Below are 13,883 nucleotides of genomic sequence, written 5' to 3' on the forward strand. Positions count from 1 at the left end.
GCCCTGGGGGCCGTCACGTCCCCCGGCCCCCTGCCTCCCCTGACCGGCCTGTCCCCCGGTCGCCGCGTTGGCGGCGGCGCCGCGGGCGTGCCGCGGGCCGGGGCCGTTGTCGCGCACCCGTACGTGCAGGGCGTCGCCGACGTAATGGATCTCCACGTCCACCGCGGCCCCCGGGGCGTGCCTGCGGGCGTTGGTCAGCGCCTCCTGGACGATGCGGTACGCCGTTAGTTCCACGCCGGGGTCGAGCGTGGTGATCGGGCCCCGGACGATGAGCCGGGTGCTGGTGCCGGTGAGCGTCCGCGTCTCGTCGATGAGTTCGAGGAGCTGCTGCAGGCCGGGCTGGGGCTGGCGCATGGGCTCGCCCGCCGGCTCCTCGCGCAGCACCCCCAGCAGGCGGCGCATCTCGGTGAGCGCGGTCCTGGCCGTCTCGCCGATCGCGCGCAGGCGCATGGCCCCGTCCTCCGACATGCCCGGAGAGGTGAGCCGGGCGGTCTCGGCCTGCACCGAGATCATCGAGATGTGGTGGGCCACCACGTCGTGCAGCTCGCGGGCGATGCGGGCGCGCTCGCCGCGGGCGGTCATCTCCAGCAGCGTGTCCTCAAGTGCCCGCCGGGAGAACTCCCGCTCGTCGGCCTCGGCGCGCAGCCGCCGGGTCCGCGCCCGGATGACGATGAACCAGATGGCGAGCACGGCCAGCACCCCGGTGGCCGTCGGCCCCCACCGGTAGACGAGCGCGGTGAGGAACGTCGACGCCGTGATCGTGAGCGCGGCGACGCGGGGATGGCGGGGCGCCAGCGCCAGCGGCACGGTGGCGAACAGGCCGAGCAGCAACGCGATGGGCCTGATCATCCATGACCCGTCGGTGCGGATCACGGTCTCGACCGTCGCGAGCAGGCCGAGCGTGACTCCGGCCACCAGCGGCCAGTTGGACTCGCCCGCGAGCCACCGACCGGCCATGAGGACGCGGCTGCTCTGCTTCACCGGACCATTGTCGCCAACATGACGACCTCCTGACATCCCCCGTGACGATCACACTTGGGTCCCCCGCTGGAGGGACGGGCGTGTCCCCTCTCCCCCGGGGCCGGGACGGCCAAGAGAGTTCCGCGGCGTGACGACCTGGGGACCTGCTCGTTCGTACCCTCTCCTGCTATGGAGGCAACCATCGAAGTTCGCGGGCTGCGCAAGAGCTACGGGCCCACCGTCGCAGTCGACGGCTTGTCATTCTCGGTCCAGCCGGGCCAGGTCACCGGTTTCGTCGGCCCCAACGGCGCCGGCAAGTCCACCACCATGCGGGTGCTGCTGGGGCTGGACACACCGGACGAGGGCGAGGCGCTGGTCGGCGGCCGTCGCTACCGGGAGCTGCGGGCCCCCCTGTGCCAGGTGGGGGCGATGCTGGACGCCGCGGCCTTCCATCCGGGCCGGCGCGCCCGCGACCACCTGCTGTGGATGGCGCATTCCAACGGCCTGCCCGCCAAGCGGGTGGACGAGGTGCTCGACCTCGTCGGGCTCACGAGCGTGGCCAGGCGGCAGGTCGGCGGCTTCTCCCTCGGCATGCGCCAGCGCCTCGGCATCGCCGGAGCGTTGCTGGGCGACCCGCCCATGCTGATCTTCGACGAGCCGGTCAACGGGCTGGATCCGGAAGGCATCATGTGGATCCGCAACCTGCTGCGGTGGCTGGCCGGGCAGGGGCGCGCCGTGCTGGTGTCCAGCCACCTGATGAGCGAGCTCGAGGACAGCGCCGACCACCTGGTGGTGATCGGCAGGGGGAAGCTCATCGCCGACACCAGCGTGCGCGAGCTGCTGGACCGCGCCGCCAACGGCCGGGTCGCGGTGCGCACCGCGCAGCGCCACGAGGCGATGACCGTGCTGAGCATCGCCGGCGCGACGGTCGCCGCCACCGGCCCCGACTCCGTCACCGTCTCGGGCCTGCCCGTCGAGCGGATCGTCACCCTGCTCACCGAGGGCGGGGTGTCCTTCTCGGGCATCTCCGAGCACCGCCCGTCGCTGGAGGAGGCGTACATGGAGCTCACTCAGCACGCCGTGGAGTTCCACGCGACCGCCGGGCAGGTGCGGTCATGGTCATGACGACGCCGTACCGCAGCTCGGTACAGAACCCGCGCGACGGTTTCGTCCAGCTCATGCTGGCCGAGTGGACCAAGCTCAGGTCGGTGCCCCGGTGGTCGCTGACCATGCTCGGCGGGATCCTCGTGACGATCCTGTCCGGGATGCTGCTGGCCGGCGGGGCGGGCAGCGCCAGCTCGGGCGGCGACGGCGCGACCAGGGGCATCTCGCCGCAGTACAGGGACGCGGGCAACTACGTGCACCGGGTGCTGACCGGCGACGGCAGCATCGTCGCGCGGGTCGCCTCGCAGAAGAACAACGACCCGTGGGCCAAGGGCGGCCTCATGCTGAGGGCCGACGCCAAGCCCGGAGCGCCGTACGCGGCCCTCATGATCACGCCGGGCCACGGCGTGCGCCTCCAGGCGAACTTCGTCACCGACATCCCCGGCAGCTCCAGCCAGGCACCCAGGTGGCTCAAGCTGACCCGCACCGGCATCTCGGTGACGGGCTTCGAGTCCGCGGACGGGGCCACGTGGACCAAGATCGGTACGGTGGAGCTCGAAGGGCTGGGCGACCAGGCCGAGGTCGGCGTGTTCGTCGCCTCCCCCGACGCGCTCCAGCTCCAACGGCAGTTCGGCGGCGAGGACATCGTCGAGAACACCAACCTGGGCGAGGCGACCTTCGACAACGTGAAGGTCGAGCCGGCGAAGCCCCAGCAGCTGCCCCCGTGGCGCGGCGACATCAAGCCGGTGGCACCGGACGCGACGTCGTTCCACCTGGTGGGCGCCGGCGACATCGCGTTCTACCACTACGCGACCGACTCCACCAAGACCATGCTCACCGGCGCCATGTTCGGGATGATGGCGATCGTCGCGCTCGCCGTCCTGTACGTCACCTCCGAATACCAGCAGGGCCTCATCTGGACGACGTTCACCGCGAGCCCGCGGCGTGGCAGGGTGCTGGCCGCCAGAGCGGTGGTGCTGGGCGGGGTGACGTTCGTGCTGGGACTGGTGGCGGCGTTCGGCACGTTCCTGCTCGCCTCGCCGATGGTGCGCAAGGGCAACGCGGCTCCGGCGACGCTGTCCGATCCGCAGGTGCTGCGGGCGGTCGTCGGCACGGCCGCGCTGCTGGCCGTGGTGGCCGTGTTCAGCCTGGCCATCGCCTCGATCCTGCGCCGCAGCGCCGCCGCGATCACCGTGGTCCTGCTGCTCCTGCTGGCGCCGCTGGTCGCCGGCAGCGCGCTGCCGCTCGCGGTGGCCAAGTGGCTGGAACGCCTCACCCCGTCCGCCGGGTTCGCCATCCAGCAGACCCTGGAACGGTACGACACGGCGATCGCGCCGCTGCCCGGGCTGGCGGTGCTGTGCGCCTACACCGCGGTCGCGCTCGGCTTCGCGATCTGGCGGATCGGGCGGCAGGACGCATGAGGCATGCGCTGCACGCCGAGTGGACGAAGCTGCGCACGCTGCCCAGCAACCTGTGGCTGGCGCTCGCGATAGCGGTGTTCACCGTGGCGGCGACGGCGGCGTCCACCGCCGCCGTCAGCACCGCCCAGTGCCCGACGCCGCTCACCTGCTTCGAGGACACGGCCAAGCTGAGCCTCAAGGGCGTCTGGCTCGGGCAGGCGATCGTGGTGGTGCTCGCCGTGCTCGTGATGAGCAACGAGTACGGCACCGGCATGATCCGCACCACGCTGGCGGCGATCCCGCGGCGGCACACTGTGCTGCTGACCAAGGCCGCCGTGATCGTGGCGACCGTGTTCGCGGCGGGGACGCTCGGGGTGCTCGGCTCGCTGGCCATCGGCGGGGTCATCATGCCCATCAACGGGTTCAACCCGGCCAACGGCTACCAGCCGCTGTCGCTGCTGGACGGGCCCACGTTCCGGGCCGCCGCCGGCTCTGTGCTCTATCTCACCCTGATCGCCCTGCTGGCGCTCGGCATCAGCGCCGCCGTACGCGACACCGCCTTCAGCATCACCGCCGTGCTGACCCTGCTCTACGTCGTGCCGGTGGTCAGCACGTTCGTGAAGGACCCCGAGTGGCTGGACCGGCTCAGGAGGTTCTCGCCGATGACGGCAGGGCTGGCCATCCAGGCGACGCGGGACCTCGACCGGCTGCCGATCGGCCCTTGGCCGGGCCTCGGCGTGCTCGCGGGCTACGCGGCGGCGGCCATGCTGCTGGGGGGTGTCCTGTTCGTGATGCGCCGGGCTTGAGTCCGCTCGTCTCTACTGGCGGCCTGACCGAAAACACCTAGAGCATGTCCGAATAAACCGGAAGCGTCTGTCCGAATAAGGAGGAGTTAAGGGCTGGACATCCCTTTTTACGAGCTTTGACACTGATCATCCCCTACCCAGCTGCATGCATGATTACGGCCAGTTGCAGGGTGCAGGGGGTCTGTAACGGCCTTGAACCGCTCTGACCCACTATGTGAAGATGATGCAGCACTCTCCAAGATCCACGGTCGCTCTTATGTCTATGCCGCTGGGAAGGGGACTTATGCCGGCTATCCGGGCGATCCGCGAGATTCCGATCAAATCTTTGGTCTTAAGTGAGGGCCAGGCACGCGTACGGGGGGCGGACAAGGGGATAGAAGAGTTAGCAGAGAGCATCCGGTTGCACGGCATGTTGGAGCCGATCGTCGTCTGCCCGCATGTGCCGGACTCGCAGAAGCTGGAAGTGCTGATGGGGCAGCGGCGCGTGCACGCCCACCGCATCCTCGGCCGGAGCCGAATCCTGGCGGCCATCATTGACGAACCTGTGGATCTCACGACCGCTCGGGTCCTGTCGCTCACGGAGAACCTGGTCCGCGTGGATCTCGACAGTCGCGACGTGATCGACGGCTGCACGGCACTGTACCGGAAGTACGGCAGCGCGCGCCTGGTCGCCGAGGAAACCGGTCTGCCCTACAACGAGGTCCGCAAGCACATCAAGTACGACCGGCTCACCCCGGTGCTCCAGAGCATGGTCGACACGGGGGAGACGAGCCTGGACGTCGCGCTCAAGGTCCAGGACCTCTCCGACTCGTCGGGGTCGCTCTCCACGGAGGATGCCAAGCAACTGGCCCTGGGCCTGACGGGCATGACCACGGCGCAGAGACGGAACGTACTAAAACTCAAGCAGCAGAACCCGGAGACGCCCGTCACGGTGCTGCTGAAGGAGGCCTCATCTGAGAAGCCCAGGCAGATCATCGTCACGCTCACCCCGGAGGAGCACCGGACGCTCCAGCGCTACGCCAAGGAACGGAAGGTGACCCAGGACGTGGCGGCGCAGTCGCTGATCCGCGAGGCCCTCGACCGGATGACGGCCGCGGCGGTCCCGGGCTGACCGCCGCACCGCGGCTCTGCCGCGCCCGGCCGCTCCGGCGTGCCGCCCTGCCCGGTTGGAACGGAGGGTTGGAACGGGTGGCTGGAACGGACGGCCGGTGACGGCTGACGGCGGCTGAGCCGTCAGCCGTCGGGTGTCATCAGAGATCAAGATCGAGGTCGGTCAGCGGATAGGCGACGCAGGAGTGCGTGTAGCCGAAGCGCTCGTCGGACAGGCGGAGCCTGGCCTCCTCTGCGGTGTGGACGCGGCCCTTGACGACGCGGACCCGGCACAGGCTGCACTCACCGGAACGGCAGGCGGCCTCGGGCCGGATGCCGTGGTCCTCCAGCGCGTCCAGGAGCGGCCGGCCGCGCGGACTGCGGAAGCTCCTGCCGCCGGCGGTGACGATGACCTCCTCGACGGGATCGACGCCGGCGGGCCAGTGAGCCTGCTCCTCCGGCCGGGCCGGAGCGCCGTTGGCCTCGAAGCGGACCCGGCGGCGGGCGTGGCCGAGAGCGGTGAGCTGCTCCAGGGCGTAGGGGTAGAGGGCCTGGGGGCCGCACACGTAGACCATGCGGCCTTCTAGCGGACCCGCCAGGTCACGGATCGTCCCGGCGGTGAGCAGATCCCCGATGACGTGGTCGATCCGGATGCGCGGACGGCCGGCGGCGATCCGGTCGAGTTCGTCCCTGAAGATGATGTCCTGCTCGTCGCGGGAGCCGTACAGCAGGTGGAACCGCCGGTCCAGACCGTGGTCCACGATGTCGCGGATCATGCTCATCGCCGGGGCGACGCCGGAGCCCCCGGCCAGGAAGACGACGTCCTCGCCATGGAAGAGCGGATTGTGGTGGAACGTGCCCATCGGCCCGGTAGTGGTGACCTGGTCGCCGGCGGCGAGCGTGTCGATCAGGTGGTTGCTGATCCGGCCGCCCGGCACCCGCCGAACCGTCAGGTCGTAGTGGTCCAGCCGGGCGGGGCTGGAGGAGATCGCCAGCGGCCGACTGGTCCCGTCGGTGAAGACGCCGACGTACTGTCCGGCCAGGAAGGGCGGCAGGTCTTCGCCGTCGGCGCGCCGGAGCCGGAAGGTCCTCGTCGTGGGGGTTTCGACGATGACCTCAGCGACCGTCAGGGCCAACCGCCTGGGGTGGTGGAGGTCGACGATCCTGGCGGTCTCGGCGAGGTGGTCGGAGGTGTCGGGGGCGCGCGTCTCGATCTCGGCGAGGATGTCGGGGACGCCGTCGTACAGGTGTCTCATCGGACGCTCTCCTTGCGGCGCATGAGGCGGCGGGCCACCCGCGCCCCGGCTTCGAGGGTCGGCTGGAAGCCGCCCATTCCGGCCCAGCTGCCGGCCAGGTGCAGGCCGGGCACGTGCGGCCGGCGCTCGCTGTCACGGAAGAGCCAGCCCTCGGTGCGGTCCTGGTCATAGCCGTAGATCGCGCCGCCGGGGTGGCCGAGGTAGCGTGCCATGGTCCGCGGCGTGGCCACGTCGACCTCCTCGATCGCATCCCGGATGCCAGGCGCGACGTGCTCCACGACGTCGAGCAGGGTCTGGGCGTAGGCGAACTTGGCGCGGTGGTAGTCCGACGGCGGGACGCCGTCCCAGGCGTGCGCGTACTGGAGGGTCACCAGGCTGACGTGGGTGGCGCCGGCGGGGGCGAACCCGATCGGCGCCACGTCGTAGGAGGAGACGCAGACGCCGCGGGCGGGTTCGAGGGAGTGCCACGAGGCGTGGATGCGGTCGTCGTCGGTGTCGAGGTTGACGAACGTGGTGCTGGTGGTGAAGCCCAGCTCGGCGGGCGTGGCGTCCAGGCCCATGTGGAGCGCGAACCCCGACACGCCGATCCGCCTGGTCGCCAGATCGTCACGGACGGCCGCCGGGACGTCCATGTTCTCCAGCATGCCGTAGGTGATCGGAAGCGAGGCGTTGGAGACGACGTCCGGGGCGATCACTTCCGCGCCGTCGTCCAGCCGCACTCCCAGCACCTGCCCGCCCTCGGTCAGGATGGCCGAGACGGCCGTGTTGAAGCGGACCTGTCCCCCGGCCGCCAGGAACGAATCCAGGATCGCGGTCGACATCGCCTGCGAGCCGCCCCTGATGTGCCACGGCTTGAACTCCAGGTACGCGAAGAGCGTCAGGGCCAGATCCTGGAAGGCCAGCTTGGACGGCGGCTGCCCGAGGTAGGTCCAGTAGACGCCGAGCGCCGCCTTGAGGCCGGGGTCGTCGAAGTGCTCGTCCAGGACGTCCTTGGACGGGCGCAGCCCGTAACGGAAGAGCACCGGGTCGATCTGCTCGGGTGACGTGCCGCGCATGGCGGCGATCTGCAGGATGGTGACGTTGCTCACCAGGTCGAGGAACTTCTCGACGCGCGACCGGTTGCCGGGGAACGCCTCCTCCAGCGTCTCGATCGCGGCCGCCCGGTCGGCGGGGAGCGTGACGTCGACCTGTCCGGGGACCTTGAAGCGGTAGAGATCGTGCTCCTGGACGAACTCCAGCTTGTCGCCGACCCCGAGGCTGTCGAACAGGCCGCGCAGCGAGAACGCCTGTCCCTCCAGCCCGACGCCCGACAACTGGTGCAGAGCCACCTCGAACTCGTAGCGGCCCCGGCGGAAGGAGGTCGCGCAGCCGCCGGGAACGTTGTGCCGCTCGACCAGCAGGGTCCGCGCGCCCGCGCGTTGCAGCGTGGCGGCGGCGCTCAGCCCGGCGTTGCCCGCGCCGATGACGATGGCGTCGAAGTCGCTCATCCGCCCACGGCCTCTCGCTGGATCCGCCCGAACTGCGCGGCCATGGCCTCGGCCAGGGCGTTGGCCCCGGACAGCGGGCGCACCATGACCATGAAGTCGTCGATCAGGCCGTCCTCGTCGAAGTGCAGGAAGTCACAGCCCTGGACGTCCTTGCCGTCGACCGTGGCCGTGAAGACCAGAACGTGGTCGCGGCCGTCGGCCCCGGCGATCTCCCGGACGTAGCGGAAGTCCTCGAAGACGCGGACGACGGCACGCAGGATCGCCGCGGTGACGGCCTTTCCCGGATACGGCTTGTAGGCCACCGGACTGGTGAAGACGACGTGGTCGGCGAGCATCGCCTCGATGGCTTCGTGGTCTCCGGCCTCGACGGCCCGGCGGAAGGGATGCACGGCCACTCCTTACTCAATAAGTTGATTAGGTGCAAAAGACACTAATCATCTAGGTGCGTTACCGTCTAGACATGACTTTGCGCAACGCGATCATGGCGGCGCTCCTGGAGGGCGAGGCCTCCGGTTACGACCTGGCCAAGAGCTTCGACGCCTCGGTGGCAAACTTCTGGATGGCCACTCCGCAGCAGCTCTACCGGGAGCTGGAGAAGATGGAGGCCGACGGGCTGATCCAGGCGCGGGTCCTGACCCAGGAGCGCAGGCCGAACAAGCGGCTGTTCTCCCTCACCCGGGACGGGCTCGACGCTCTGGCCTCCTTCACGGCCGAGCCGCCCCGGCCGGGCGCCGTCCGGGACGAGCTCCTGGTGAAGGTCCAGGCCATGGATGTCGGCGACGTGGAGGCGGTGCGGCAGGCCATCGACGAGCGCCGGCGGCGGGCCGAGGCGAAGACGGCCAAGTTCGAGCGGTTGCGCGTCCGGCTGCTCGGCGACCTGCCGGAGGAGGAGTATCTGACCCGGGCCGAGCGGATCGGGCCCTACCTGACGCTGCTGCGGGGACTGTCGTTCGAACGCGAGAACATCGCCTGGGCGGAGCGGGCGCTCGCCGTTCTCGAGCGGCGCGGCACGAAAGAAGCCCCAGGCCGATCGACCTGAGGCTTCTCGCCGTACGCCGCCAGGGACTCGAACCCCGGACCCGCTGATTAAGAGTCAGCTGCTCTGACCAACTGAGCTAGCGGCGCGCGCTGTGAGGACTATACCGGCACTCGGCATCCCGGTCGAATCGGCTTAAGGTGGCCGGCCATGGCTAGAATAAAGTTCGGCCAGCAGACAGGAGCACCGATGTTCGACTCGCCCGCCGAGGTGACGGAGCGGCTCGCCGCCGTGGACTACCTCTCCGACGACGCCATCTCCACCTCGGTGTTCCTGGCCGCCGCCCTCGGCAAGCCGCTGCTGGTCGAGGGGCCGGCGGGGGTGGGCAAGACGCAGCTCGCCAAGGCCGTGGCCCGGGCGAGCGGGTCCGAGCTGATCAGGCTCCAGTGCTACGAGGGGCTCGACGAGGCCAGGGCGCTGTACGAGTGGAACTACAAGAAACAGCTGCTGCGCATCCAGGCCACCAGCGCCGACGACGACATCTTCACCGAGGAGTTCCTGCTGGAGCGGCCGCTGCTCAAGGCCATCCGGGCGGGCGTGCCGACCGTGCTGCTCATCGACGAGACGGACAAGGCCGACGTCGAGGTCGAGGGGCTGCTCCTGGAGCTGCTGTCGGACTTCCAGGTGACGATCCCGGAGCTGGGCACCATCGCCGCGGTCCGCAGGCCGTACGTGGTGCTCACCTCCAACGCCACCCGCGAGCTGTCGGAGGCGCTCAAGCGGCGCTGCCTCTACCTGCACATCGAGTACCCGACCCCGGAACGCGAGCGCGACATCGTGCTCAGCCAGGTGCCCACGATCCGCGCCGACCTGGCGGAGCGGCTGGCCAGGACCGTCGCGACGCTGCGCGCGCTGGAGCTCAAGAAGGCGCCGTCGGTGGCGGAGACGGTCGACTGGGCGCACACCCTGCTGGCGCTGGGGCGCGAGGATCTCGACGAGGCGACGGTGGCCGGCACGCTCGGCGTCGTGCTCAAGCACGTCTCCGACCAGGCGCGGGCGATCAAGGAGCTCGGCCTGCCCGGGGCCTGACCCCGCGCACTCACCTTGGAGGTCACATGTCGCTCGTGGACAGGCATGTCGGGTTCGTGCACGCGCTGCGGGAGGCCGGGCTGCCGGTGTCGCTGGCCGAGGGGCTGGACGCGGCGCGGGCGCTGCGGGTGATCGACCTGACCGAGCGGGAGTCGCTGCGCGCCGCCTACGCGGCGACGCTGGTCAAGAGGCCCGGCCACCGGCCCGGGTTCGACGTGCTGTTCGACCTGTGGTTCCCGCCGTCGACGACCGGTCTGTACGGCAGGCGTCCGGGCCGGGACGGAACGTCCGTCAGGCCCGACTTCGAGACGGCGGACCGCGACGGGCTGCGTGCCTACCTCGCCCGGCTGCTGATCGACGGCGGCGACGCCGAGATGCGGGAGTTCGCCCGCGCCATGGTGGAGCGGTTCGGCCGCCAGCAGGCCGGCCCGGGCCGGCAGAACTGGTTCTCCTACAGCGTCATGCGCGCCCTGTCCCCCGAGACGCTCATGGCCGGCATCCTGCGCGAGGTCCTCGCCGGCCGGGAGCGCGACGGCCTGGCGGAGCGGACGGCCCGCCAGCGGGTCACCGCCGGCACCCGGCGCTTCGAGGAGGCGGTGGCCGCCGACGTGCGCCGCCGGATCGCCGAGGACTCCGGCATCGAGCGCATCGCCCGCTCCGCCGTGCGCCCGCCGCTCGACCAGGTCGACTTCCTCCGGGCCACCAGGGCGGACCTGGCCAGGCTGCGCAGGGAGGTGCACCCGCTGGCCAGGCGCCTCGCGTCACGGCTGGTGATCAGGCAGCGGCGGGGCAGGCGCGGCCGGCTCGACTTCCGCCGCACGATGCGCGCCTCCCTGCAGACCGGCGGCGTGCCGCTGACCACGCACTTCCGGCCGCCGAGGCCGCACCGGCCCGAGCTGGTCGTCCTCTGCGACACCAGCGACTCGGTCTCGTCGTTCGCGCACTTCACGCTGCTGCTCACGTACGCGCTGAGGGAGCAGTTCGCGAAGGTGCGGGCGTTCGGGTTCGTGGACACGGTCGATGAGATCACCCGTTTCTTCCAGCCCGGGGCGGACGTGGTGGAGGCCATGAGCCGGCTCGCCACCGAGGCTGACATGATCCGCTTCGGCCGGACCAACTACGGCCACGCGCTGGAGCGTTTCGCCGAGCGCTACGGCGACGCCGTCGGCCCAAGGACGTCGCTGCTGATCCTGGGGGACGCGCGCTCCAACTACCAGCCGCCGGCCCTGGACGTCCTGAAGTCGCTGGCCGCGCGGTCGCGCCACGCCTACTGGCTCAACCCCGAGCCTCGGCGGCAGTGGAACACCGGCGACTCGGTCGCGAGCGACTACGCCGCGGTCGTGCCCATGCACGAGTGCCGGAACGTCTCGCAGCTCACGGCGTTCATCGAGCAGCTGGCGTAGGCCCGGCGAGGGCTCTCGGCTCAGGCGTCACGAGGGTCTCGGCTCACGACATCTCGGCTCACGACGTCTCGGCTCACGACGTCTCAGCTCACGACGTCTCGGCTCAGGCGCGCTGGAGCTCGCGGGCGGCCGTGCGGGCGAGCACCTCGATCTGCTCGCCGCTCAGCACGGTCGTGTGCGAGGCGGCCCTGATCCGCCTGGCCGCCAGGCGCGGCTTGAGCAGGGTGAGGCCCTCGGCGGTGACGGAGCCGCCGCGCGGCAGCATCCCGCAGTGCACCGCGAGCAGGGGCGTGATCGTCACCTGGACGCCGGTCTCGCGGGTCAGCATCTCGGCGAAGGCCGCGCCCGTGTCGACCAGCGGCTTGGCCACCGAGGTGCCGTACTTCTCGCCGAAGAACAGTCGCCCGCCGTACGTGGCGATCTCGGTGTCGGGGCTCCATGACTCGTTGTCGACGATCCACACCCCGCCGGGGCCGATCACCAGGTGGTCGATGGACGCCTGGCCCCTGATGGCGCGCCCGTCGAGGACGCGGTAGCCTCGCCGGCCCAGGGATCGCCGCAGCATGCGGCCGGTGATGACCTCGCCGCGCCGCCTGCCCCGCCAGACCGCCGTGGCGCGGAACGAGCGCCAGCAGAGCCACCAGTCGGCGGCGGCCACGCCCGCGCCGAGCAGGAGGCCGTAGAGCAGTGCGGGCTCCAGGTCGAACCTGACCGCCAGCCCGATGCCGGCGGCGAGGCCGATGACGGCCTTGACGGCCCGCGACCGCTGGCGGCCCTTGGCCGCCTCCCGCCAGAACTTCTCGTAGTACCACTGAGGTGACGACCCCGTGAACTTCGCGTCCTGCTGCACGTAGATACTGCCACCGGGCACGGCAAACTCCCCGAATGAGTGTGGGTGATCATCAGGATCTGCCACGCCGAAGATCCCTCGCTGGATCTATTAATACCCCATGAGAAGGAAGGGCACCCTAAGGTGACGGAATTAGCACCGCCCGGAGACGATCATCCGACCAGTCGGTACGCTGGGGAGGCAAACAAGGGGGGACGGCGTTGAAGGAAGAGCCGGTTCGTGACAGATTGCTCAGCGAGGCGACGCGGCTGTTCGCCGAGCGGGGCTTCGAAGGCACATCGGTCCAGGAGATCGTGGTGGCAGCAGGCGTCACCAAAGGTGCCATGTACCACTATTTCACCTCAAAGGATGATCTCCTGCACGAGATCTACGGCCGCGTGCTGCGCATGCAGATGGCGCGGCTCACCCGGATCGCCGACGGTCCGGGCACGCTCGCCGAGCGGCTGCACGCCGCGGCGGCCGACGTCGTCGAGACGAGCACGGCCAACCTCGACGACTCCAAGATCTTCTTCCGGTCGATGCACCTGCTCGCGCCCGAGACCCAGAAGAGCGTACGGGCCGAGCGCCGCCGCTATCACGAGCGCTTCCGCGACATGGTGGCGCAGGGGCAGCTTGAGGGCACGTTCAGCGACCGGGTGCCGGCCGAGCTCGTCGTCGACTACTTCTTCGGCTCGGTGCACCACCTGGGCACCTGGTTCCACGCGAACGGGACGCTGACCGGCGCCCAGGTGGGCAAGCACTTCGCCGACCTGCTGCTCGCCTCACTCGGGAGCGGGCACACCGGCCAGTGAGGCCACCGCCTCCCGGTGGTCGCCGGGCGTGCCGAACGCGATCTCGGCGGCCTTGGCGCGCTTGAGGTGCAGGTGCACGGGATGCTCCCATGTCATCCCGATCCCGCCGTGGAGCTGGAGCGCCTCCTCGGCCACGTGGACGGCCACCCCGCTGTTCCACGCCTGGGCCACGGCGACCGTCAGCGCCGACCCGTCGGCCACGGCGGCACGCGCGGCGGCCCTGGCCCTGACCACGTCGAGCCAGAGGTCGGCCAGCCGGTGCTTGATCGCCTGGAACGACCCGATGGGCCGGGCGAACTGGTGGCGTTCCCTGACGTAGGCCAGCGTGGTGTCCAGGCACCACTCGGCCACGCCGAGCTGCTCCGAGGCCAGCAGCGCCGCGCCGAACCGCAGCACCTCGGCCAGGTCCACGGCCCCGAGGCGGGTCGCCGGCGCCCCCTCGAACCTCACGGTCGCCACCGGCCTGGTCAGGTCGAACGACGGCACCACCTCGATCGCCGCCGCGTCGGGCTCCACCGCGTACAGGTCGCCGCCGACCGGGACGAGAAGCACGTCGGCCACCTCGGCCCCGGCCACGCCGGACACGGCCCCGGACAGCCGCACCGGACCGCCGCCGCCCCCGCCCTCCGCGCTTCCCGTGACCGCGCCGCTCTCCGCGCGGACCGCGGAGCC

Annotated in this window: 14 protein-coding genes and 1 tRNA gene; 8 read left to right on the forward strand and 7 right to left on the reverse strand. The window is 70.6% G+C overall.

Features of this window, described 5'->3' with window-relative positions:
- Window positions 1-981: sensor histidine kinase (locus DQW85_RS36630; protein ID WP_240197670.1), on the reverse strand; the 981-nt coding region annotated here is incomplete at its 3' end.
- 168 nt (window positions 982-1,149) lie between these two features.
- On the opposite strand from DQW85_RS36630, the gene DQW85_RS36635 reads away from it, so the two are divergent.
- The 4 genes from DQW85_RS36635 to DQW85_RS36650 all read left to right on the forward strand — a co-directional run bounded on the left by DQW85_RS36635 (window position 1,150) and on the right by DQW85_RS36650 (window position 5,381).
- Entirely contained in the window at window positions 1,150-2,085 is a 936-nt protein-coding gene (locus DQW85_RS36635; RefSeq protein ID WP_113704330.1) for an ABC transporter ATP-binding protein, read from the forward strand.
- On the forward strand, window positions 2,076-3,485 hold the full coding sequence (locus tag DQW85_RS36640) for a DUF1349 domain-containing protein (protein WP_113704331.1): 1,410 nt from the start codon (window positions 2,076-2,078) through the stop codon (window positions 3,483-3,485). Before DQW85_RS36635 ends, DQW85_RS36640 begins: the two co-directional genes overlap by 10 nt.
- A complete protein-coding gene (locus tag DQW85_RS36645) occupies window positions 3,482-4,270 on the forward strand; it encodes an ABC transporter permease (protein ID WP_113704332.1) in 789 nt (262 codons plus the stop codon). Before DQW85_RS36640 ends, DQW85_RS36645 begins: the two co-directional genes overlap by 4 nt.
- A gap of 283 nt (window positions 4,271-4,553) precedes the next feature.
- Complete coding sequence (locus DQW85_RS36650; RefSeq protein ID WP_162795671.1) at window positions 4,554-5,381, forward strand: ParB/RepB/Spo0J family partition protein; 828 nt, start codon at window positions 4,554-4,556, stop codon at window positions 5,379-5,381.
- A gap of 139 nt (window positions 5,382-5,520) precedes the next feature.
- On the opposite strand, the gene DQW85_RS36655 is transcribed toward DQW85_RS36650, so the two are convergent.
- From DQW85_RS36655 to DQW85_RS36665, 3 genes are read right to left on the reverse strand one after another with little or no spacing between them, the layout of a single operon-like run.
- Window positions 5,521-6,615, reverse strand: coding sequence for a 2Fe-2S iron-sulfur cluster-binding protein (locus DQW85_RS36655; RefSeq protein ID WP_113704334.1), 1,095 nt, complete (start codon window positions 6,613-6,615; stop codon window positions 5,521-5,523).
- Window positions 6,612-8,102: a phytoene desaturase family protein gene (locus DQW85_RS36660; RefSeq protein ID WP_113704335.1), complete on the reverse strand. Its 1,491-nt coding sequence runs from the start codon at window positions 8,100-8,102 to the stop codon at window positions 6,612-6,614. Before DQW85_RS36660 ends, DQW85_RS36655 begins: the two co-directional genes overlap by 4 nt.
- Entirely contained in the window at window positions 8,099-8,491 is a 393-nt protein-coding gene (locus DQW85_RS36665; protein WP_113704342.1) for a nuclear transport factor 2 family protein, read from the reverse strand. The genes DQW85_RS36660 and DQW85_RS36665 overlap by 4 nt, the downstream gene beginning before the upstream one ends.
- Before the next feature lie 71 nt (window positions 8,492-8,562).
- Here DQW85_RS36665 and DQW85_RS36670 point away from each other — a divergent pair, with 71 nt between their 5' ends.
- Window positions 8,563-9,141, forward strand: a complete 579-nt coding sequence (locus tag DQW85_RS36670) for a PadR family transcriptional regulator (RefSeq protein ID WP_113704336.1) — start codon at window positions 8,563-8,565, stop codon at window positions 9,139-9,141.
- A 12-nt stretch (window positions 9,142-9,153) separates the two neighbouring features.
- On the opposite strand, the gene DQW85_RS36675 is transcribed toward DQW85_RS36670, so the two are convergent.
- Window positions 9,154-9,227: transfer RNA gene (locus DQW85_RS36675), tRNA-Lys, on the reverse strand.
- A gap of 61 nt (window positions 9,228-9,288) precedes the next feature.
- On the opposite strand from DQW85_RS36675, the gene DQW85_RS36680 reads away from it, so the two are divergent.
- Both DQW85_RS36680 and DQW85_RS36685 read left to right on the forward strand, forming a co-directional pair.
- The gene (locus DQW85_RS36680) at window positions 9,289-10,167 is read left to right on the forward strand and encodes an AAA family ATPase (RefSeq protein WP_113704337.1); all 879 of its coding nucleotides are present in this window, start codon (window positions 9,289-9,291) and stop codon (window positions 10,165-10,167) included.
- A 26-nt stretch (window positions 10,168-10,193) separates the two neighbouring features.
- Window positions 10,194-11,570 (forward strand): vWA domain-containing protein, encoded by a 1,377-nt coding sequence (locus DQW85_RS36685; RefSeq protein WP_113704338.1) that lies wholly within the window; start codon window positions 10,194-10,196, stop codon window positions 11,568-11,570.
- A gap of 103 nt (window positions 11,571-11,673) precedes the next feature.
- On the opposite strand, the gene DQW85_RS36690 is transcribed toward DQW85_RS36685, so the two are convergent.
- Window positions 11,674-12,441: a nuclease-related domain-containing protein gene (locus DQW85_RS36690; RefSeq protein WP_113704339.1), complete on the reverse strand. Its 768-nt coding sequence runs from the start codon at window positions 12,439-12,441 to the stop codon at window positions 11,674-11,676.
- 179 nt (window positions 12,442-12,620) lie between these two features.
- On the opposite strand from DQW85_RS36690, the gene DQW85_RS36695 reads away from it, so the two are divergent.
- The gene (locus DQW85_RS36695; RefSeq protein ID WP_113704340.1) at window positions 12,621-13,211 is read left to right on the forward strand and encodes a TetR/AcrR family transcriptional regulator; all 591 of its coding nucleotides are present in this window, start codon (window positions 12,621-12,623) and stop codon (window positions 13,209-13,211) included.
- Here the strand turns inward: DQW85_RS36695 and DQW85_RS36700 are convergent.
- Window positions 13,182-13,883: acyl-CoA dehydrogenase family protein (locus DQW85_RS36700; RefSeq protein ID WP_275888289.1), on the reverse strand; the 702-nt coding region annotated here is incomplete at its 5' end. The genes DQW85_RS36695 and DQW85_RS36700 overlap by 30 nt on opposite strands.

The sequence above is a fragment of the Nonomuraea lactucae genome, from assembly GCF_003313395.1.
Taxonomy (GTDB): domain Bacteria; phylum Actinomycetota; class Actinomycetes; order Streptosporangiales; family Streptosporangiaceae; genus Nonomuraea; species Nonomuraea lactucae.